The organism is Nocardia sp. NBC_01503, assembly GCF_036327755.1.
GTDB lineage: Bacteria > Actinomycetota > Actinomycetes > Mycobacteriales > Mycobacteriaceae > Nocardia.
This window is the reverse complement of sequence record NZ_CP109596.1, coordinates 8,118,342-8,138,960: the sequence shown is the minus strand read 5'-3', so window position 1 is coordinate 8,138,960 and position 20,619 is coordinate 8,118,342. Positions and strand designations below refer to the sequence as shown.

Sequence of the window (20,619 nt, the reverse complement as noted above, 5' to 3'; positions counted from 1 at the left end):
GCGTTCTCCGGGCCCCATGCTCGAATTCCTGCGCGGTCGTGACGTTCTCGTCGCCGGTTGGGGGGTGTCCGGGCGCTCCCTGGTGGAGCCGCTCCAGGACATCGGCGCCCGCCCGGTGGTCACCGACGGCGGCGGTAAGGCCCTGGCCGAAGCCGCCGAACTCGGTCTGCAGACCGCCACCGCCGCCGATCTACTGGAACCCGATGCGCTGCAACGGTTCGCGCTGGTCATCACCAGCCCGGGCTGGCGGCCGGACTCCCCGATACTGGTCTCCGCCGTCACCGAGGGCATCCCGGTCTGGGGTGATGTCGAGTTCGCCTGGTGGGTCGACCAGGCGCGCATCTACGGTCCGGTGCGCAAGTGGCTGGTGATCACCGGTACCAACGGCAAGACCACCACCACGCAGATGACGCATTCGATACTGCGCGCCGCCGGGATTCCCAGTGTGGCGTGCGGCAATATCGGGCTGCCGATCCTGGACGCGCTGCGCCGCAATCCCGGACCGCAGGTGCTGGCCGTGGAGCTGTCCTCATTCCAATTGCATTGGGCCCCTTCGGTTCGCCCCGAAGCCGGGGTGGTGCTGAATGTGGCCGAGGATCACCTGGACTGGCACGGCGGGCTCGACGCGTACGCCGCCGCCAAGGCGCGGGCGCTGACCGGGCGGGTCGGTGTGGTCGGCCTGGACGATCAGGTCGCGGCCGCGCTGGCGCGAAAGTCCAAGGCGCGCCGCACCGTCGGATTCCGCATCGGTGTCCCCGCCGACGGTGAACTCGGCGTGGTCGACGGCAAACTGCTGGACCGCGCCTTCACCAAGGCCGCGATCCTGGCCGAGGTGGGCGATATCAGCCCGCAGGGTCCGGCCGGGGTCGCCGACGCGCTCGCCGCGGCCGCGCTCACCCGATCCATCGATGTGGCACCGCAGTTCGTGAAAGAGGGGCTGCAGGAGCACAAGGTCGGACCGCATCGCGCCGCCCAGGTCCGGGAACTCTGCGGCGTCGATTTCGTGGACGATTCCAAGGCCACCAATCCGCATGCCGCGCGCTCGTCGATCCTGGCGCATCACTCGGTCATCTGGGTGGCCGGTGGACAGCTCAAGGGCGCCGGCGTCGAAGACCTCGTGGAGGAGGTGCGCGAACATCTGGTCGCGGCCGTCCTTTTCGGCGCCGACGCCGCCGTGATCGCCGCCGCACTGGCGCGACACGCGCCCGATGTCCCCGTCGTGGAGCTGAATTCGGGGGACGATGCAGGGATGGGTGACCCCTTCACCGAAATCGAACCCGAAGCGGTGATGGCGCGTGCGGTCCGAGTGGCCGCCGGTTATGCCACCCGCGGCGACACCGTGCTGCTGGCCCCGGCCGCGGCATCCCTGGACATGTTCGCCGACTACACGCATCGCGGGCGAAGTTTCATCGCCGCGGTGCAGGCCCTGGACGAGAAGGACATCGGGAGACCGGAATGACCACGCCGCGCCGCGCCGGAACCACAACTTCCGCGCGGCGGGCCGGCGCCGGCTGGTTCGCGGCCTGGCTGGCGCGACCGCTGGCCTCGTTCCACCTGGTGGTCGCCATCGCGGTACTGCTCACCGTGCTCGGACTGGTGATGGTGCTGTCGGCGTCCAGTGTGGAGTCGTATGCCGTTGGTAAATCGGCGTATTCGCTCTTCATCCAGCAGGGGATGTTCGCGCTCTTCGGCACGATCCTGTTCTATATCGCGCTGCGGATTCCCATGCGGCTGATGCGGCAGCTGTCGTTCCCGGTGTTCGCGCTGTCGGTCGTGCTGCTGGTGCTGGTGCTGATTCCGGGCATCGGCACCGAGGTGCAGGGTTCACGGCGCTGGTTCGACCTCGGGGTGGTCGCGGTGCAGCCGTCCGAGATCGCCAAGGTGACCCTGGTGGTGTGGGGCGCGCATCTGCTGGCCTCGCGGCAGACCGAGAAGGCCGGGTACAAGGACATTCTCATGCCGCTGGTGCCCGCGGGCCTGCTGGTGTGTTTCCTGGTCGTACTCGAACCCAACCTGTCCACCACCATCGCGCTGGGCATCGTGCTCTCGGCGCTGCTGTGGTTCGGTGGGCTGCCGCTGCGCATGTTCGTGACCATCGCGGTCTCCGGCGCGGTCGCGGCGGGCATTCTGGCGCTCTCGGCGGGATATCGCTCGGACCGCATGCGCGCGTTCTTCAGTCCGGGAGACGATCCGCAGGGCATCGGCTATCAGGCCCGGCAGGCGCTGTATTCGCTTGCCGACGGCGGGATCTGGGGCCGCGGGCTGGGCCAGTCGCGGGCCAAGTGGAGCTATCTGCCCAACGCGCACAACGACTTCATCTTCGCCATTATCGGCGAGGAGCTCGGCTTCCTCGGATGTGCGCTGGTGCTGGGGCTTTTCGCGCTCTTCGTCTACACCGGACTGCGCATCGCCACCCGCTCGGTGGATCCGTTCATCCGGCTGCTGACCGCCGCGGCGACCACCTGGATCACCGGGCAGGCGCTGATCAATGTCGGCTATGTGGTCGGGCTGCTCCCGGTGACCGGCCTACAGCTGCCGCTGGTTTCGGCCGGTGGCTCCTCACTCGCCATCACCCTGTTCATGTTCGGCATCATCGCCAACGCGGCGCGGCACGAACCCGAGGCGGTGGCGGCGCTACAGGCCGGCGAGGACGGGCGCTTCAGCCGCCTGCTGCGCCTGCCGGTGCCCGAAATGTATTCCCCCGCACGGGCACAGGCCGCCCGCGCCCGCAATAAGCCCAAGCCGAAGGCCAAACCCAAATCCGGCGTCAAGGCCGCACCGCAGCGGCGTGCGCTACCGCCGAGCGGTCGCGGCCGGGGCGGGTACGACGCACCGTCGCGCCGATCGATAGATTCCGATACCGCCAGGCGCACCAGCCGCTCCACCGAATCGTGGCGCAGCACCCGGGCCTGGGAACCCAGCTATTCGACGAAACACGATAGGGACAGGGGACATTCGAGGTGACAGTGGAGCGGCCGCTCTCGGTGATCGTGGCGGGCGGTGGCACCGCGGGGCATATCGAACCCGCCATGGCGGTGGCCGACGCGCTACGCCGCCGCGACCCGGCCATCCGGATCACCGCCCTGGGTACCCAGCGTGGCCTGGAGACCACGCTCGTCCCCGAGCGCGGCTACGACCTCGAACTGATCCCCCCGGTCCCGCTACCGCGCAAACCGACCGCCGACCTACTACGGCTGCCGGGGCGAGTGCTGGCGTCGATGCGCCGCACCCGCGAGATCATCGACGCGGTGGAAGCTGACGTGATCGTGGGCTTCGGCGGCTACGTCGCGCTGCCCGCCTACCTCGCCGCCGGGCGGGGCGTCTTCTCCGTCAAGGGGCATCGGCGCGAGGGGGCGGTGACGAGGGGGAGCGGCCGCCGCAGGGTGCCCGTGGTGGTGCACGAGGCCAATGCGATGGCGGGTATCTCGAACAAGATCGGTGCTCGGGTGGCTGCCAGAGTGCTGGCGGCCGCGGCGAATTCGGGGGTGCACGCGCGCGGGCGTCAGGATGCCGAGGTTGTGGGCATTCCGGTGCGGTCGGCCATTACGCGGCTGAACCGCCGCGCCCTGCGGGCGCAGGCCCGGGAGAACTTCGGATTGCCCGCCGAGGGGCCGGTACTGCTGGTCTTCGGTGGCTCACAGGGGGCGCGCAGTCTCAATGAGGCCGTCTCGGCCGCCGCGCCGCAGCTGACCGCCGCCGGGATCTCGGTGTTGCACGCGCACGGCCCGAAGAACAGCCTTACGCTGGAGGGGCTGCACGAGCCCGCGAAATACGTTGCCGTGCCCTATTTGTCGCAGATGGCGCTGGCCTACGCCGCCGCGGACGCGGTGGTCTGTCGCTCCGGCGCTATGACGGTCGCCGAGGTGTCGGCGGTCGGCCTGCCCGCGTTCTATGTTCCGCTACCGCATGGCAATGGCGAGCAGGAACTCAACGCGCGGCCGGTGGTCACCGCGGGCGGTGGCAGAATCGTGGCGGACGCGGAGCTGACTCCGAAATACGTGATCGACGAGGTGATACCCCTGCTCAGGGATTCCGATCGGCTGGCAGCCATGGGTCGCGCGGCGGCGGATGCCGGTCACCGCGACGCCGCGGACGAGGTAGCGCGAATTGTGCTGGAGGTGGCAGATCGTGACTGAAGCAGCCGAAACCGAACAGGATCTCGAGGCCGTGAACGTACCGTTGGAGCAGGAGACGGACCTACCCGAACTGCTGCGGCGGGTCCACATGATCGGTATCGGTGGTGCCGGAATGTCCGGTATCGCCAGAATTCTGCTGTCCCGCGGCGGTATGGTCTCCGGCTCCGACGCCAAGGAGAGCCGCGGTGTGCTCGCACTGCGGGCACGCGGCGCGCAGGTGCGCATCGGACATGACGCGAGCGCCCTCGATCTGCTGCCCGGCGGGCCGACCGCGGTCGTCACCACCTTCGCCGCCATCCCCAAGACCAATCCCGAACTGGTGGAGGCACATCGGCGCGGTATTCCGGTGCTGCTGCGCCCGGCCGTGCTGGCCGAGCTCATGCAGGGGCATAAGACGCTGCTGGTCTCGGGTACGCACGGTAAGACCTCCACCACCTCCATGCTGGTGGTCGCGCTGCAGCACTGTGGCGCGGACCCGTCCTTCGCGGTCGGCGGTGAGCTCAACGAATCGGGCACCAACGCCCATCACGGCACCGGCGGCATCTTCGTGGCCGAGGCCGACGAGAGTGATGCCTCGCTGCTGCAGTACGCACCGGACGTCGCGGTGGTGACCAATATCGAATCCGATCACCTGGACTACTTCGGTACCGACGAGGCGTACACGCAGGTCTTCGACGACTTCGTGGATCGGCTGCAGGCGGGTGGCCGGCTCGTGGTGTGCCTGGACGATCCGGGCTCACTGGGATTGGCCGAGCGCACGGTGGCCCGGCTCGCCGGCGATCCGCGCGAGATCGAGGTAATCGGTTACGGTTCGGGCGATTTCGCCGGAACCGGGGTGCCGGTCGGCGCGCAGTTGCTGTCGTTCGAACCGCGCGATGTCGGCGGTGTGGCGGTCTTCCAGCTCTCCGACGAACCCGCCCCGCGCACGCTGCGCCTGTCGGTGCCCGGTCGGCATATGGCCCTGAACGCGCTCGGCGCACTGCTGGCCGCGCGCGCCGCCGGCGCCGATATGGGCGAAATCATCCAGGGCCTGGAGGGTTTCGGCGGTGTGCACCGGCGCTTCCAGCTCACCGGGCGGGAGAACGGCGTCCGCGTTTTCGACGATTACGCCCACCATCCGACCGAGGTGCGCGCGGTGCTCAGCGCCGCCGCCGAACTGGTCGCGCAGGAGGCCCGCGATGGCGCGCGCTCGCGACCGGGCCGGGTGATCGTGGTCTTCCAACCGCATTTGTACAGTCGCACCGCTACTTTCGCGACCGAGTTCGGAACCGCCCTCTCGCTCGCCGACGAGGTCGTGGTGCTGGACGTGTACGGCGCGCGCGAGGAGCCGCTGCCCGGGGTGAACGGTGCGCTGGTGGCCAATGCCGTCACCGAACCCGTGCACTATCAGCCGGATATGTCGCGGGTGGGCCGTCAGGTCGCGGCCCTGGCGCGCCCCGGCGATGTGGTGATCACCATGGGTGCGGGCGATGTCACCATGCTGGGCGGTCAGATCCTCGACGGTCTGCGCGCGCGACCCTCGCACGGGCGGTGAGGGCGGATGAGCCCGGGTGGGGGAGCGGACGAGAGGACCGGTGAGTCGCGGGACCGGGTGGACGAGCCTGCGGCGGAGCAGGATTCGGCCGCCAGGGCCGCCCGCCGCGCCCGACTACATCGGGGCCGGGCGCACGATGCGGACCGGCTGCGCAATGCCTGGCGCTCACCGCGGGTGCGGATCGGCGTGGCCGTGGGCTGCGTCGTCCTGCTCGCGATCGGTCTGACGGCCTATTTCACCCCGGTGCTGTCGGTGCGCACCGTGCGCGTCGACGGCCTGTCCGCGGTGCCGGAAGATCAAGTCCTGGACGCACTCCAGGTCCCGGACGGACTCTCCATGATGCGGATAGACACCACCGCCATGGCCCAACGTGTGGCACAGTTACCCAAGGTCCGCAGCGTGCGGGTGCAGCGTGAGTTCCCGTCCACCGTGCAGGTGACGGTGGTCGAACGCACCCCCGTGCTCTACTTCGACGCCCCGGACGGACCGCACCTGGTCGATTGCGACAGCGTGGAATTCGCGATCGAACAGCCTCCGGGCACCGCCCCCAAACTCGTCACCGACAATCCCGGCGGCAATGATCCGGCCACCCGCGCGGCCGTCGCGGTGATGGCCGTCGTCCCGCCGAGCCTCGGCGTGGGACAGGTTGTGGCCAGATCGGTTTCGGATATTGCTCTCGAGTTGCGAGATGGGCGTACCGTGCTGTGGGGTGGGACGGGTGATTCACAGAAGAAGGCGGCGGTGGTCGGACCTCTACTGACCCAGCCCGGCAACGTGTTCGACGTTTCGAGTCCGAATCTGGTCACGGTAAAGTGAGCGATACCCATTGGGCCACCGAAATTTTCGGTGGCTCACAGGTGCGTTTCCAGCGCCGATCCCGGCACCGGAGGGCAACCGTCCACGATACGATGCCAGGTGGGTCGGACGAGGTGGATCACACAAGATTCTGATTCTCGTTTCGGCGCGCCTGCGCCCGTAACGCGGTGGCTGCGAATACCGTTCCGCACCAGTCGGATACTTGACATAAGGCTAAACCTATGGTTGAGGGTTCACCGAACCGAGACCTTCGGACTGGCATACGGCGAGCATCCGTTAGACGACAAGCTTTTTGGATCTAAGGAAGGCGAGAGCCCATGACGCCCCCGCACAACTACCTTGCAGTGATCAAGGTCGTCGGAATCGGCGGCGGCGGCGTGAATGCCGTCAACCGGATGATCGAACAGGGACTCAAGGGAGTCGAGTTCATCGCGGTCAACACCGACGCGCAGGCGCTGCTGATGAGTGATGCGGACGTCAAGCTCGATGTCGGCCGTGAACTCACCCGCGGCCTCGGCGCGGGTGCCGATCCCGAGGTGGGCCGCAAGGCCGCCGAGGACCACAAGGACGAGATCGAAGAGGTGCTCAAGGGCGCCGACATGGTCTTCGTCACCGCCGGTGAGGGCGGTGGCACCGGTACCGGTGGCGCACCCGTCGTGGCCAGCATCGCCCGTAAGCTCGGCGCGCTCACCATCGGTGTGGTGACCCGGCCCTTCTCGTTCGAGGGCAAGCGCCGCAGCAATCAGGCCGAGGCCGGTATCCAGGCGCTGCGCGAATCCTGCGACACCCTCATCGTGATCCCCAACGACCGGCTGCTGCAGCTGGGCGATGCGGCCGTCTCGCTGATGGACGCCTTCCGCTCCGCGGATGAGGTGCTGCTCAACGGTGTTCAGGGCATAACGGATCTGATCACCACCCCGGGTCTGATCAATGTCGACTTCGCGGACGTCAAGTCCGTCATGTCCGGTGCGGGCAGTGCCCTCATGGGTATCGGCTCGGCCCGCGGTGAGGGCCGTTCGGTGAAGGCCGCCGAGGCGGCGATCAATTCGCCACTGCTGGAAGCCTCCATGGATGGCGCGCACGGCGTCCTGCTCTCGATCGCGGGCGGTTCGGATCTCGGCCTCTTCGAGATCAACGAGGCAGCCTCGCTGGTGCAGGAAGCGGCCCATATCGAAGCCAACATCATCTTCGGTACCGTCATCGACGACTCCCTGGGCGACGAAGTCCGAGTGACGGTGATCGCGGCGGGTTTTGACGGAAGCGGCCCGGCACGACGCATCGAACCCGCGGTAGGCCGCACCGCCACAAGCTCTTTCGGAACCGCCCGGGCGACCGCCGGCGAAGTTGCCCGCACTCCCGAGTACACCGCCCGCACCCCCGAACCGGCTCCCGTTCGGCAGGAGCCCGCCCCGGCCCCGGTCGCGCAGACCCCGCCGCCGCAGTCGAGCGGTCGCGGTCCGGCGCCCTCCTACGAATCACCCCGTCCCGCGGTCGATCCGACGGTGGCGCACAACAACCGCACGCATATCCAGCCCCCGGACGCCGACGACGATGACGTGGACGTCCCCTCCTTCATGCGCCGCTGACCCGGCCCATCCGCACTGTCCGCGCCCGCTCCGGTTCCGGAGCGGGCGCTTTCGTATCCGCGGTCAAGAGTGTGCGGGACCACCCGCTCGGAGGCGGGGTTGCGGGTTATTGGCCACTACTCTCGGGGGTATGACTTCTGTGGGAACCACGTATCGGACCAGACGAGTTGTCACCGCGCGTGCCGGCGGCTTCTCACAGCCGCCCTATGACTCGTTCAACCTGGGCGATCACGTCGGTGACGATCCGGAAGCGGTGCGGCGCAATCGGGTTCGGCTGGCCGAGAGCCTGGGGCTGACTCCGGAGCGACTGGTCTGGATGGAGCAGATCCACAGTCGTAACGTGACGGTCGTGGACGGGCCGCAGACCGAGGCGGTACCCGCCACCGATGCGCTGGTTACCACCCAGCGCGATCTGGCCCTGGTGACCCTGAGCGCGGATTGTGTGCCGGTGCTGCTCTCCGACGATGAGGCCGGGGTGATCGCCGCGGTGCACGCGGGCCGGATCGGGGCGCGCATCGGCATCGTGCCCAAGGCGATCGAGGCCATGCTCGAACTCGGCGCGAAGGTGGAGCGGATCGGCGCGTTCCTGGGACCGGCGGCCAGCGGCCGGCAGTACGAGGTGCCCGCCGCCATGCGCGCCGATGTCGAACAGCATCTGCCCGGGAGTGCGACCACCACCGTGCGGGGTACTCCCGGATTGGATCTGCGCGCGGGCATCCGCCGCCAGCTCGAAACGGTGGGCGTGAGCGCCGTGGCGGTCGACCCGCGCTGCACCATCGAGGACAAAGCGCTGTTCAGTCACCGGCGCGGCGCGCCGACCGGCAGACTCGCCGGTGTGATTTGGATGTCATCGGAGGGAATCGCAGAATGACCGAAAACCTGGGCGCGGCAACCGGTTCCGGAGTGTCGGCGGCCGCCGCCCACGAGGCGAGCATCACTTCCGGGCCCGATCGCGTCGCGCAGTTGTCGACGGCGCTGACGGCCCTGACCGAGCGCATCGACGCAGCGTGTGCGGCTGCCGGGCGTGATTCGAGCAGTGTGCGGCTGCTTCCGGTGACCAAGTTCCACCCCGCCTCGGATATCGAGATCCTCTATGGCTTGGGGCTGCGCGAGTTCGGCGAATCGCGCGAACAGGAGGCTTCGGACAAAGTGGCGCAACTGCGCCATCTGTCGCATGTGCGCTGGGAGTTCATCGGCAGGCTGCAGCGGAATAAGGCGAAAGCCGTTGCACGCTGGGCCGATACGGTCTATTCGGTCGATAGCGACCGCTTGGTCTCCGCCCTGGAATCGGGTGTCCGCGCGGCCCTGGACGCGGGGGAGCGGAGCGCCCCGCTGCGTGTACTACTGCAAGTGAGCCTTGACGCGGACCCTGCCCGCGGCGGTGTCTCGGACACTGCCATGCTCGACCTCGCCGACCAGCTCGAAAAATCGGCGAACCTGCAGCTCGCGGGCCTGATGGCGATCCCGCCACTGGACGCCGACCCGGACGCCGCATTCGAGCGACTCGCCCGTATGCACGGCTCACTTTTGGCGGAACATCCCCAGGCCAGCGAGCTGTCCGCGGGTATGTCAAGTGATTTGGAGGCGGCAATCCGCCACGGATCCACCTGCGTGCGTGTCGGTACCGCTTTGATGGGCGCTCGACCGATAACCTCGGCGTAGCAAAGAAACCTCATCAGTCACATATGAAACATATGCTTGTGGCGAACGAGGACTGAGCAGGACAACACCCCCAGGCCAACCGGGGCCGAAGGAAGGTCGACCAGATGAGCACGCTGCACAAGTTCAAGGCGTACTTCGGCATGGTTCCGCTCGAGGACTACGAAGACGACTACGTCGAGGATCGCGGGCCGCGCCCCGCCGTCGACGAACGTGCCCCGCGCCGGCCCCGGTCCTACGCCGAGCGTGATTACGACCGGTACGAACACGAGCGCTACGACGACGAGCCCGGGTACGCCGAGCCGCCGCCCTACAAGGCGCCGTACAAGCCCGCGTACAGCGCCTCGCGCCGGGACGACTACGTCGATGAATACCCGGACGACCGCGACCGCTACGACGCGCCGCGTCGCCCCACCCGTATCGATACCGCACCGTCCACCCGTACCCGCTCCATGGGCGGCGGTGGCGCATCGATGGTGCGCGGCACCACCCGCGGCGCGCTCGCGGTGGACCCGGAGGCCGAGCGGCGCATGGAAGAGTTGCGGATGGAGGAGCGCCGGCTGGAACAGCAGCCGCCGCGCCGGTCCGCGATCTTCGAGGACGGAGGCCCCTTGTCCAAGATCACCACGCTGCGCCCGCGCACCTACGCCGAAGCCGCCATCATCGGTGAGCGCTTCCGGGACGGCACCCCGGTGATCATGGACCTGGTCGAGATGAGCAATAGCGACGCCCGCCGGCTTGTGGACTTCGCCGCAGGTTTGGCCTTCGCGCTGCGTGGTTCGTTCGACAAGGTCGCCACCAAGGTCTTCCTGCTCTCGCCCGCCGACGTGGATGTCTCCGCGGAGGAGCGCCGCAAACTCGCCGAAAACGGCTACTACAACCAGAAGTAAGCTGTATCTTCTGCCTCCGCTCCGCTCCGGCGGTTCGTGGCCCTGTAACCCCGGTTCTTCCCTCCCTCCGCTCCTCCGCGTCGCTCCCCCGCTCCACTCAGTCCAGAACCGGGGGCGGGCCACGAACATGTGAGTTGAGCTATCGCGCGGCGATATTCATCGGCCTCGCCCCTGTGACCTGTCCTGTGGTCGAAATGGGGTCGGGGCCAGTCCTTTTGCGGTGTGTGCACCCGCTGTGCTTCCCCACTGTCGAGCACTCTTGGCAAATTTGTCGCCGAGTCGTGTCGCACTCGAGTTCGCGGCCCGGCTCGGTTCTGGAGCGACGGAGGGAGGGAGCGCAGCGACTGACCGGAGGAGTGAAGAACCGAGCCTTCGAGGGCCGCGAACCGCGACGCCGAAGGCGGCGCCGATGACACAGACCGCGACGCCGGAGGCGTCGCAGGAAAAATACTGTGGCAGAGTGAACGACGTGGCCTTGTTCCAGGTGTTGAACCTACTGCTGTTCCTCTTCTGGCTGCTGCTCATCAGCCGAGTCATCGTCGAGTTCATTCGCAGCTTCGCGCGGGACTGGCGGCCCACCGGGTTCGTCGTGATCATCCTCGAAGCGATCTTCACGATCACGGACCCGCCGGTGAAACTCCTGAGGCGTTTGATACCCCCAGTGAATCTTGGGGGAATTAGGCTCGATCTGTCGATAATGGTCCTGCTTTTCATCGTCTTCATCTTGATGACGATCACGGGCCAGCAGGGGCAGGCGTTAGCCCAGGTGTGACAGAATGGGCCGAAAGAATGCTTGCCCAGATCTACCGCTAGATCTCCAACGAAGCGTGAAGGGATCGTTCCATGCCGCTGACCCCTGCCGATGTGCACAACGTCGCGTTCAGCAAACCACCGATCGGGAAGCGCGGCTACAACGAGGATGAAGTCGACGCCTTCCTCGACCTGGTCGAGCAGGAGCTCTCACGCCTCATCGAAGAAAACGCAGATCTTCGCCAGCGCGTTGCCGAATTGGACGCGGAACTGGCTGATGCCAAGAAGAATCGCGGTCCGGTTCAGGCTGTGAAGCAGGCTCCCGTGCCGGAGCCGCCGAAGGCCGCTCCGATCGCCCCGCCGCCGCCCATGCCCGCCCCGGCCCCCATGCCGGTCAAGGCCGAGGCCCCCAGCGCGGACGCGAATCTACAGGCGGCCAAGGTGCTTTCGCTGGCACAGGAGATGGCAGACCGCCTCACCTCCGATGCCAAGACCGAGGCCGAGCAGCTACTGGCCAATGCCAGAGCCAACTCCGAGCGCCTGGTCGGCGATGCCCGCACCCGCTCCGAGGCGATGATCGCCGATGCTCGTCAGAAGTCCGAGGCCATGCTGTCGGACGCGCAGAACCGCAGCGATTCCCAGCTCCGCCAGGCCAAGGAGAAGGCGGACGCCCTGCAGGCCGATGCCGAGCGCAAGCACACCGAGATCATGGCCACCATCACCCAGCAGCGCAGCGTGCTGGAGAGCCGGATCGAGCAGCTCAAGACGTTCGAGCGCGAGTACCGCGTGCGCCTGAAGTCCTACCTGGAATCGCAGCTGGAAGAGCTGGAGAACCGCGGCTCCGCGGTCCCGGTCGACGGCGGCGAGTTCGGCGAGGGCGCCTCGGGCAACGGCGCACTCCTCAAGGGCGGCAAGTAGAGTCGTAATCACGGCCATTGGTGCCGCGCTTCCCGTCGCGAGCGGGTAGGGCGGCGCCGCCACCGTTTCCATAAGAGGGGTGGTGACCATGCTCGTGATGACGCTGGCTCTGGCAGCGGTGGGCTTCGGCCTGCTGGTGACCGCTCTGACCACCGGTTCGGTGGTCTGGGCTTGGGGCTGCATCATCGTGTGCGTGCTCGGTGCGGTGTTGCTGCTGGTCAGCGCGCTGGCACTGCGTGAACCCGAAGAGGACGCGCAATCGCGTCCCGGCGGGCGTCACGCGCGGCATTAGACGGGCCGGAAATATCGACTGGACCTGCCCGGTTAGAATCGAAGTAGTTTTTCGGCGTTGATCCGGCCATCACCGGGGAGTCTTCGGAAGAACGGTGTGACCTGCCCACTTCGGTGGTGAACGCCTACTAGAACCGAACGGGTGAGCCCGTCACAGCTCGTAATGAGAGGTCCGGCGAGTCGCCGGACAAGCGGGGTGGTACCGCGGTTTCGGCGCACCAGCGTCGTTCATCGTCCCCGTGCCCACCGGGTCGTTCCAGACCCACTGGCACGCGAGGAGCTGACGCCGAGATGTCCGGCGAGAACCCGACCCCCAACGCCTACCCCCGCGCCGACCTGGGCGCCTCCAGCGGGCAGGTGTCCTTCCCCGAGCTCGAGCGGCGCGTGCTGGACTACTGGGCCGCCGATGACACCTTCCGTGCCAGCATCGAGAACCGTTCCGATGCAGCGGAATTCGTCTTCTACGACGGTCCCCCCTTCGCCAATGGGTTGCCGCATTACGGCCACTTGTTGACCGGATATGTCAAGGATTTGATCCCGCGTTTTCAGACGATGCGCGGGAAGAAGGTCGAACGGCGCTTCGGCTGGGACACTCATGGACTGCCCGCGGAAATCGAAGCGGAGAAGCAGCTCGGTATCACGGACAAATCACAGATCGATGCCATGGGTCTCGCGGAATTCAATGCCGCGTGCAAATCTTCGGTACTGCGCTACACGAACGAGTGGCGTAACTATGTGACGCGACAGGCGCGTTGGGTCGACTTCGACAACGACTACAAAACCCTCGACCTGGACTTCATGGAATCGGTCATGTGGGCGTTCAAGTCGCTCTATGACAAGGGCCTGATCTATCAGGGATTCCGGGTGCTCCCGTACAGCTGGTACGAGCAGACGCCGCTGTCGAATCAGGAGGCGCGCCTCGATGATTCGTATCGCATGCGCCAGGATCCGGCCGTCACCGTCGACATGCTGCTGTCGGTGCCGGAAGACCATCCGCTGCATCAACTCGACGGCGCGAACGCGCTGATCTGGACCACCACGCCGTGGACGCTGCCGTCCAACCTCGCCATCGCGGTGCATCCCGATGTCACCTACGTACATCTGCGCGGGCAGGACGGTAAGCGATACCTGCTTGCCGCCGAACGTGTTTCGCATTACGCCCGGGAGTTCGGCGAGGAGGCTGACGGTTCTCTGGAAGTACTGTCGGAGCACTCGGGCGCGGCCCTGGCCGACCTGCGCTACCAGCCCCCGTTCGACTTCTTCCTCGGCCATCCGAACGCGCATCGCGTGCTCAACGCCGACTATGTCACCACCGACTCCGGTACCGGCATCGTCCATCTCGCACCGGCTTTCGGTGAGGAGGATATGGATGTCGCCACCGCCAACGGCATCGAGATCGTGCAGCCGCTCGACGCCGGCGGCCGGTTCACCTCCATGGTGCCGCCGTACCAGGGCCAGATGGTCTTCGACGCCAACCCGGTCATCATCAAGGACCTCAAGGCCGCCGGAAAACTGTTGCGGCACGAGACGATCGAGCACTCCTACCCGCACAGCTGGCGTTCGGGTCAGCCGCTGATCTACATGGCGGTGCCGTCCTGGTTCGTGGCGGTCACCAAGTTCCGCGATCGCATGCTCGAGCTGAACAAGGAGATCAGCTGGACCCCCGAGCATCTGCGGGACGGTCAGTTCGGTAAGTGGCTGGAGAACGCACGCGACTGGAACATCAGCCGAAATCGCTTCTGGGGCGCGCCGATCCCGGTCTGGGTATCGGATGACCCGCAGTACCCGCGCGTGGATGTGTACGGCTCGCTCGATGCGCTCGAGCGTGACTTCGGCGCGCGCCCGACCGATCTGCACCGGCCGATCATCGACGATCTGGTACGCCCGAATCCCGATGACCCGACCGGGAAGTCGATGATGCGGCGGGTGCCCGAGGTGCTCGACTGCTGGTTCGAGTCCGGCTCCATGCCGTACGCGCAGGTGCACTACCCGTTCGAGAACAAGGAGTGGTTCGAGGGCACCGCCACCGCGGCCGCCCACAGCCCCGGCGATTTCATCGTCGAGTACAACGGTCAGACCAAGGGCTGGTTCTACAACCTGCACGTGCTCTCGACCGCGCTCTTCGATCGACCGGCGTTCAAATCGGTTGTGGCGCACGGCATCGTGCTGGGCGATGACGGCCTCAAGATGTCCAAGTCCAAGGGCAACTACCCGGACGTCAACGAGGTCTTCGATCGTGACGGCTCCGATGCCATGCGCTGGTTCCTGATGGCTTCGCCGATCCTGCGCGGCGGCAATCTCATCGTCACCGAGCGCGGTATCCGCGAGGGCGTCGGGCACACCATGCGCCCGCTGTGGAACGCGTGGACCTTCCTGCAGCTGTACGCCTCGACACCCGGTGTGTGGCGCACGGATTCGACCAATGTGCTGGATCGCTACATCCTGGCCAAGCTGGCCGTGACGCGCGATGTCATGACCACGGCGCTGGAGAGCTACGACGTCGCGGGGGCCTGTGACGAGCTGCGCTCGTTCGCCGACGCGCTCACCAATTGGTATGTGCGCCGGTCGCGTTCGCGCTTCTGGGAAGAGGATCGCGATGCCATCGACACCCTGCACACCGTGCTGGAGGTGACCACGCGCCTGGCGGCTCCGCTGCTGCCGCTGCTCACCGAGGTGATCTGGCGTGGGCTGACCGGTGAGCGTTCGGTGCATCTGACCGATTGGCCGACCGCGCAGGAGCTGCCCGCCGATCCGGAGCTGGTCTCGGCCATGGATGAGGTGCGCACCGTCTGCTCCACCGTGCTGGGTCAGCGCAAGGCGCAGAATCTGCGTGTGCGCCTGCCGCTTTCGGAGCTCACCGTGGCCGCCGAGGATGCCGAACGGCTGCGTCCGTTCGCCGAGTTGATCGCCGATGAGGTGAACGTCAAGAAGGTCGACCTCACCACCGATGTGGCCGCGCACGGCCGCTTCGAACTCGTGGTGAACGCCCGTGCCGCCGGTCCGCGCCTGGGCAAGCAGGTGCAGACGGTCATCAAGGCGGTCAAGGCCGGGGAGTGGAGCGAGGCTGCCGACGGCACCGTCACCGCCGCCGGAATCGCGCTGCTGCCCGAGGAGTACACCCAGCGCCTGGTCGCCGCCGAACCCGAGTCCACCGCCGCCCTGCCCGGCAATGCCGGTCTGGTGGTGCTGAATTCGGTGGTCACCGAGGAGCTGGAGGCCGAGGGCTGGGCCCGCGACCTCATCCGCGATCTGCAGGAGACCCGCAAATCGCTGGGCCTGGACGTCTCGGACCGCATCACCGTGGTCCTCGAGGTCCCCGACGATCGCAAGGTCTGGGCGGAGACCCACCGCGATCTCATCGCCGGTGAAATCCTCGCCACCACCCTGACTTTCGGGGAGGCGGGCGCGGACGCCGCCGAGATCGTCGGCGGCGTGAAGGCCGGGGTCACCAAGGCCTGATCGACCGAAAACGCAGGGGCGTGGCCACATCGGCCGCGCCCCTTGCTCGTTCGCGCCTGCTCACGCGCCGTCCTCCCGGTGTGCCACCCATCCCGTCCTCCCGGTGTATCGCCCATTCCGTCATCCCGGCCAAAAACGTGCCGGGATGACGAAGGCAAGCGCCGAGCCGAGGTCAAGGTCGCAGCCCGGACAGGATGTCCTGCACCAACTCCGGGGCGTCGCGCACCTCGTCGGTGCCGAGTAGGAAGCGGTAGTACACCGGCCCGTACAGCATGTCGACCATGGCGCGGGGTGGGATACCGGTGCGAATCTGCCCCGCGGCAATGGCTTTCTCCAGCCGCTGTACGCACAGCTGTGCCCGGGGCCGGACGATGGTGTCCCGCACCGCCTCCGCGAGTCGCGGGTCACTCTGCGCCTCGGCGATGACCCCGCGGTAGACGATGCCGACTTCGCTGCCGAGCATGGTGGTCAGCCTGGTCATCTGGGTTTTCAGGTCGACCGCGATATCCCCGGTGTCCGGGAAGTCGGTGAGATGCCCCATCTGCTCGTTGATGGCGTCGAGCGCGATCGCCCCCTTGGACGGCCACCATCGGTAGATGGTCTGCTTGCCCACCCCGGCCGCGGCCGCGATGGCCTCGACGGTCAACTTGCCGTAGCCATTGCGCACCGCGAGTTCGAAGGTCGAATCGAGGATGGCGCGGTGCGATCGGGGGCTGCGGAGTTCAGGATTGGGTGGGGGAGTCACCGCCCCAGCCTAACCCAGAACGAGACGGAACGTCTCGTCTTGACGAGGGGCAACCCGCCGTCTACGTTATGAGACGAGACGGACCGTCTCGCCACTCTTTCGGAAGGAAGTTCCGCGCATGAACTCCACCCCCGCCACCTCCGAAACCCGCTACGAGCGCGGCCTCGCGGTGCTCGACCAGGTCGGCGGCCCGTCCGGTCGCGCTGTGGTGAACAGCCTCGCCGATATCGCCCCGGATCTGGGGCGCTACGTCGTCGAATTCGGTTACGGCGATATCTACGGGCGGCCCGGGCTCACGCTGCGCCAGCGCCAGATCATCACCATCGCCTCGCTCACCGCGCTCGGGCATGCCGCACCGCAGCTGCGCTGGCATATCGACGGCGGTCTCAATGTCGGACTCACTCCGGCCGAGGTGGTCGAGACGATCATTCAGGTCGGCGTGTACGCGGGATTCCCGGCGGCGCTCAACGGTCTGACGGTCGCCCGCGCTGCCTTCGCGGATCGGCCCGAAGTGGGAAATCCGGTGCTGCACGCCGATATTCGCTCCGATGAGACCGGTGCGGAGCGGTATCAGCGCGGCTTGGCCAAGTTCAAGGAGGTCGACGGCGACAACGCCGAGCACATCTTCGCGGCCCTGGCCGATACCGCTCCCGATATGGGCCGCTACATCATCGAATTCGCCTTCGCCGATGTGTATTCGCGGCCCGGCCTCGGTCTTGCGGAGCGCGAACTCGCGACCATCGCGGCCTGTACGACGCTCGGGACGGCGGGTCCGCAGCTCCGTGTCCATCTGCACGGGTTCCTCAATGTCGGCGGCACCCGTGACGAGGCCGTCGAGGCGATCATCCAGCTCGGCGGCTATGCCGGATTCCCGGCCGCGCTCAATGCCATCACCGCCGCTCGCGAGGTGTTCGCGGCCCGGGAGTGATCCGGGTCTCGAGACTCGCCCGCGCGATACCCCTTGTGAACCGTGTGACGAATGAGATAAAACAGCAACTGTAGAGCTAACGTACAGCTTTACGGTCTTTTCGAGATGTCTTGCTAGTTCCAGTCGAAAAACGCTGATTCTCACGGCATGGAGTACGAATCGTCTGTTAGCGGGGTGATTGCCAACTATGTGTCGTGCGCTTCAGCGTGGTTGAGCTGAAGGGCGAGTGCATGACACGAAGACTGCTGTGCCGATTCGCGTCGTTCCTGACGACGTCAGCGGCCTTGATTCTCGCGGGGGCGCTCTGGGCGGGGGCCGCGCACGCCGATACCGGTTCCGCCGCCTCGGGCTCGTCCTCCGGGAGCGGAAGTGGCTCGGCCTCCGGAAGTGCCAGTGGCTCCGCACAATTGCCGATAACCAGCCCGCGCGCGATGATCGCGCTCGGGCTGGCTCAAACTCAAACGGGTAAGCCGTATCGATGGGGCGGCGTCGGCCCCGATGCCTGGGACTGTTCGGGTTTGGTGCAGTGGGCGTTCCGTAGCGTCGGTATCGATATGCCGCGCACCACCTGGCAGCAGGCCGAGGTGGGCCTCGAGGTCCCGTACGGGGCGCTGCAACCGGGTGATGTGGTGATTCTCAATGGCGATGCCTCGCATGTGGGCATCTACGCCGGTGGCGGCAATGTGCTCAATGCCTACGACTGGGGTGTGCCCGTCGGCCTGTCCCCGCTGTCGCAGTTCGACATCTACGACATCCGCCGGTTCTACTGACGGTTTCGCTGAAAAGTCCTACTCCACAACCAGTTCCACCGGGATATTGCCCCGGGTGGCATTGGAGTACGGGCAGACCTGGTGGGTGGCCTCGATGAGCGCCTGCCCCTGTTCGTTGTGCAGGTGCTCGGGCAATTCGACCCGCAGTACGACGGAGAGTCCGAAAGCGCCGCCCTCCAGAGCGTTCAGGCCGACCTCGGCGGTGACCGAGGCGTCCGACGCGTCCAGGTTCATACGCTTGGAGACCAGGCCGAGGGCGCTGGCGAAGCAGGCCGAGTAGCCGGCCGCGAAGAGCTGTTCGGGATTGGTGCCCGCGCCGTCGCCGCCCATCTCCTTCGGGCGGGCCAGGGTGAGGTCGAGAATGCCGTCATCGGTGTACGAGCGGCCGTCGCGACCGACCGAGGTGGCGACTGCGGTGTAGAGAGGTGCCATGACTGCCTCCTAGACAGACTTGTCTGTTCGCGTGTTCCCCTAGAGTAGACAGATCTGTCTGCTATCGTCAAGGGTATGAGTGAAGCCCGCGAACGCCTGCTGGAGACCGCCACCCGGCTCTTCTACGCCGAGGGCATTCACACCGTGGGCATCGACCGCATCATCGCCGAGGCCGGTATCGCCAAGGCCACCTTCTATCGGCACTTCAAGACCAAGGAGGACCTCGTAGTCGCGTATCTGGAGCGCGAATACGACCGCCAGCGCGGGGTTTTGGAGTCGGTGCCCGAACCGGGCGCGGACGGGATCGTCACCATCTTCGAGAAGCTCGGCGAGCTGAGCCGGGGTCCGGGATTCCGAGGCTGCCCCTTCATCAACGCCGCCGTGGAGTTCCCGAATCCGGAGCATGCGGTGCGCGCGGTGGTGCGGGACTATCGCGATTGGTTCCGTGAGCTGATGGCCGAACGGCTGCGCGCCGCCGGTCACGAGAATCCGGACCAGGCGGCGCGCGCACTGCTGTTGACCAGGGACGGGGTGACCGTCAGCGGTGGTATCGGCGATGCCGAGACCGTGCGGGCGGGAATCCGAACGGCGTTGGCGCAGTTCGATATTCGCCGCTGAGCGCGGTCCGGTCGACGTCAGACGCCGACCGTCTCCTCCATCTCCTCCTCGGCGAGCTCCCGGGGCTCCTCGATGGCCGCGTGCTTGGGAGTGCTTGCGGCCCGGCGCTTCTCGGCCAGTCCCGCCGCGATCATCAGCACCACACCCGCGCCGAACCAGAGGAACAGGCTCGCCAGTCGCGAGCCGAAGCCCGCGCCGTCGAAGTAGAGCAGGCTGCGCGCGCCCTCCACGAAACCCGCACCGTTCCAGAAGGAATGGAGTGCGCCGAAGAAATCATTCTGCAGCCACGGGGTGTAGACACCGCCCGAGGTGGTGAAGTTCAGCATGACGAACAGGATCATCATCACCAGGGTGGTCCAGCGCTTCAGGAAGGTGTGCAGGCCGATGCCGACGGCCAGGATGCCCGCGGCGTACAGCCAGGACATGGCCCAGATGGCGGCATTGTCGTGCTCGACCACATGGAAGACCGGTCCCGCGATGGCCAGGCCGATCAGACTGACGATCAGCGAGGTGACCAGGCCGAACATGGCGCGAATCCACATGGGCAGTTCGGCCCCGGCCGCGCCGATGGCGGCCACGCTGCCGTAGGAGCCGATGCTCAGCGCCACCAGCAGGAAGAAGATGCCCTGTGCGGTCGGATCGCCGGAGGCGGGGCTGGTGATATCGGTGACGGTGAGCGGCGTGCCCTGCTTACCGGCGATCTGCTGGAAGACGGTCTCGACGGCCATGGCGGTGGTGTCGGATCCGGCCGTGGCGACCAGCGCCTCGGGATGCTGGGCGTCGGGGACGAACGCGCCCGCCAGATCCCGGTGGCGCAGTTGGCCGATGGCATCCTCGCGGCTCGGCAGCGTGATCACATCGAGCTTGTCGCCGCCGGTGTCCTTGAGGGTCTGCGCGAGCACCTTCACCTGCGGGGTGTCGCCGACGACGGCGATGGCGAGGTGATTGGGCTCGGGCTGATGGAACGCGCCCAGGTACGCCAGCCCCATGCCCAGGCACATGAGCAGTGGGGTGAGCAGGTGTGTGGCGACATGCCGGATTTGCTGCGAGGCCATGGATTTTCTCCGAACAGTTGGTAAATGCAACT

The 20,619-nt window shown here is 66.9% G+C and carries 19 protein-coding genes; 16 read left to right on the top strand and 3 right to left on the bottom strand.

Annotation, left to right across the window (positions count from 1 at the left end; translation table 11 throughout):
• Positions 1–16: 16 nt before the first annotated feature.
• The 13 genes from murD to ileS all read left to right on the top strand — a co-directional run bounded on the left by murD (position 17) and on the right by ileS (position 16,039).
• Positions 17–1,459, top strand: coding sequence for a UDP-N-acetylmuramoyl-L-alanine--D-glutamate ligase (murD, locus tag OHB26_RS37680; protein ID WP_330185905.1), 1,443 nt, complete (start codon positions 17–19; stop codon positions 1,457–1,459).
• On the top strand, positions 1,456–2,964 hold the full coding sequence (gene ftsW / locus OHB26_RS37675) for a putative lipid II flippase FtsW (RefSeq protein ID WP_330182005.1): 1,509 nt from the start codon (positions 1,456–1,458) through the stop codon (positions 2,962–2,964). The genes murD and ftsW overlap by 4 nt, the downstream gene beginning before the upstream one ends.
• Before the next feature lie 65 nt (positions 2,965–3,029).
• Complete coding sequence (locus OHB26_RS37670) at positions 3,030–4,136, top strand: UDP-N-acetylglucosamine--N-acetylmuramyl-(pentapeptide) pyrophosphoryl-undecaprenol N-acetylglucosamine transferase (protein ID WP_442943067.1); 1,107 nt, start codon at positions 3,030–3,032, stop codon at positions 4,134–4,136.
• Positions 4,137–4,224: 88 nt separating this feature from the next.
• The gene (murC, locus tag OHB26_RS37665) at positions 4,225–5,670 is read left to right on the top strand and encodes a UDP-N-acetylmuramate--L-alanine ligase (protein ID WP_330185904.1); all 1,446 of its coding nucleotides are present in this window, start codon (positions 4,225–4,227) and stop codon (positions 5,668–5,670) included.
• A 6-nt stretch (positions 5,671–5,676) separates the two neighbouring features.
• Positions 5,677–6,486, top strand: coding sequence for a cell division protein FtsQ/DivIB (locus OHB26_RS37660; protein ID WP_330182003.1), 810 nt, complete (start codon positions 5,677–5,679; stop codon positions 6,484–6,486).
• Positions 6,487–6,803: 317 nt separating this feature from the next.
• On the top strand, positions 6,804–8,072 hold the full coding sequence (gene ftsZ, locus OHB26_RS37655) for a cell division protein FtsZ (RefSeq protein ID WP_330182002.1): 1,269 nt from the start codon (positions 6,804–6,806) through the stop codon (positions 8,070–8,072).
• A 130-nt stretch (positions 8,073–8,202) separates the two neighbouring features.
• Entirely contained in the window at positions 8,203–8,943 is a 741-nt protein-coding gene (gene pgeF / locus OHB26_RS37650; protein WP_330182001.1) for a peptidoglycan editing factor PgeF, read from the top strand.
• A complete protein-coding gene (locus tag OHB26_RS37645) occupies positions 8,940–9,734 on the top strand; it encodes a YggS family pyridoxal phosphate-dependent enzyme (protein WP_330182000.1) in 795 nt (264 codons plus the stop codon). Before pgeF ends, OHB26_RS37645 begins: the two co-directional genes overlap by 4 nt.
• Positions 9,735–9,838: 104 nt before the next feature.
• Complete coding sequence (locus tag OHB26_RS37640; RefSeq protein WP_330181999.1) at positions 9,839–10,621, top strand: cell division protein SepF; 783 nt, start codon at positions 9,839–9,841, stop codon at positions 10,619–10,621.
• Between the two features lie 469 nt (positions 10,622–11,090).
• Positions 11,091–11,393, top strand: coding sequence for a YggT family protein (locus tag OHB26_RS37635; RefSeq protein WP_330185903.1), 303 nt, complete (start codon positions 11,091–11,093; stop codon positions 11,391–11,393).
• 71 nt (positions 11,394–11,464) lie between these two features.
• The gene (wag31, locus tag OHB26_RS37630) at positions 11,465–12,289 is read left to right on the top strand and encodes a DivIVA-like cell division protein Wag31 (RefSeq protein ID WP_330181998.1); all 825 of its coding nucleotides are present in this window, start codon (positions 11,465–11,467) and stop codon (positions 12,287–12,289) included.
• 88 nt (positions 12,290–12,377) lie between these two features.
• Positions 12,378–12,581, top strand: a complete 204-nt coding sequence (locus OHB26_RS37625; RefSeq protein WP_067565400.1) for a hypothetical protein — start codon at positions 12,378–12,380, stop codon at positions 12,579–12,581.
• A 290-nt stretch (positions 12,582–12,871) separates the two neighbouring features.
• Positions 12,872–16,039, top strand: a complete 3,168-nt coding sequence (gene ileS / locus OHB26_RS37620; protein ID WP_330181997.1) for an isoleucine--tRNA ligase — start codon at positions 12,872–12,874, stop codon at positions 16,037–16,039.
• 172 nt (positions 16,040–16,211) lie between these two features.
• Here the strand turns inward: ileS and OHB26_RS37615 are convergent, their stop codons facing one another.
• Positions 16,212–16,784, bottom strand: a complete 573-nt coding sequence (locus OHB26_RS37615) for a TetR/AcrR family transcriptional regulator (protein ID WP_330181996.1) — start codon at positions 16,782–16,784, stop codon at positions 16,212–16,214.
• A gap of 118 nt (positions 16,785–16,902) precedes the next feature.
• On the opposite strand from OHB26_RS37615, the gene OHB26_RS37610 reads away from it, so the two are divergent.
• Complete coding sequence (locus OHB26_RS37610; protein WP_330181995.1) at positions 16,903–17,712, top strand: carboxymuconolactone decarboxylase family protein; 810 nt, start codon at positions 16,903–16,905, stop codon at positions 17,710–17,712.
• Positions 17,713–17,942: 230 nt separating this feature from the next.
• Positions 17,943–18,482, top strand: coding sequence for an NlpC/P60 family protein (locus tag OHB26_RS37605; RefSeq protein ID WP_330181994.1), 540 nt, complete (start codon positions 17,943–17,945; stop codon positions 18,480–18,482).
• Positions 18,483–18,500: 18 nt separating this feature from the next.
• Here OHB26_RS37605 and OHB26_RS37600 read toward each other — a convergent pair whose 3' ends face one another.
• Complete coding sequence (locus tag OHB26_RS37600; RefSeq protein WP_330181993.1) at positions 18,501–18,914, bottom strand: organic hydroperoxide resistance protein; 414 nt, start codon at positions 18,912–18,914, stop codon at positions 18,501–18,503.
• 75 nt (positions 18,915–18,989) lie between these two features.
• On the opposite strand from OHB26_RS37600, the gene OHB26_RS37595 reads away from it, so the two are divergent.
• Positions 18,990–19,532, top strand: a complete 543-nt coding sequence (locus tag OHB26_RS37595) for a TetR/AcrR family transcriptional regulator (RefSeq protein ID WP_330181992.1) — start codon at positions 18,990–18,992, stop codon at positions 19,530–19,532.
• Between the two features lie 17 nt (positions 19,533–19,549).
• Here the strand turns inward: OHB26_RS37595 and OHB26_RS37590 are convergent, their stop codons facing one another.
• Positions 19,550–20,587 carry a hypothetical protein gene (locus OHB26_RS37590; RefSeq protein ID WP_330181991.1) on the bottom strand — a complete coding sequence of 346 codons (1,038 nt, stop codon included), beginning with the start codon at positions 20,585–20,587 and terminating at the stop codon, positions 19,550–19,552.
• Positions 20,588–20,619 lie beyond the last annotated feature (32 nt).